The sequence below is a fragment of the Chromohalobacter sp. HP20-39 genome (assembly GCF_033052815.1).
Classification (GTDB): Bacteria; Pseudomonadota; Gammaproteobacteria; order Pseudomonadales; family Halomonadaceae; genus Chromohalobacter.
This window is the reverse complement of record NZ_JAWHTP010000402.1, coordinates 1-318: the sequence shown is the minus strand read 5'-3', so window position 1 is coordinate 318 and position 318 is coordinate 1. Positions and strand designations below refer to the sequence as shown.

The following is a 318-nucleotide window of genomic DNA, read 5'->3' as shown; positions in this document are numbered from 1 at the left end:
GCCATGGCACAACGGCCATCTCCATGCAGTCGAGGGCGAGTACATGCCCTACTATGGCTAATGGGCTTTTGAATCGGCCGCGATCTGCGTGCTGTACGACATTGACGACTCGTCTTTCCGCGATCATCTGCTCTACCCCAAGGATCTCGCCGACTGGGCACGCGCGAACCATTCGGTTGACCGACTCAGCCCCAACGCCGTACTCGGCACAGCGGGTAGCTGAGCGTTATCCTCTCTACTCGCAGGCGGGATCAGGTCGGCATCGCAAGATGGCCATCAACCAACGGCGTGCAGCACATCGCATTCATCATCTCTGAG

Annotated in this window: 1 pseudogene; it reads left to right on the top strand. The window is 58.8% G+C overall.

Annotated elements, in window-relative coordinates:
- Positions 1 to 73: 73 nt before the first annotated feature.
- A pseudogene (locus RVY79_RS18550) lies at positions 74 to 223 on the top strand (hypothetical protein); the annotation flags it as partial.
- Positions 224 to 318: the final 95 nt, after the last annotated feature.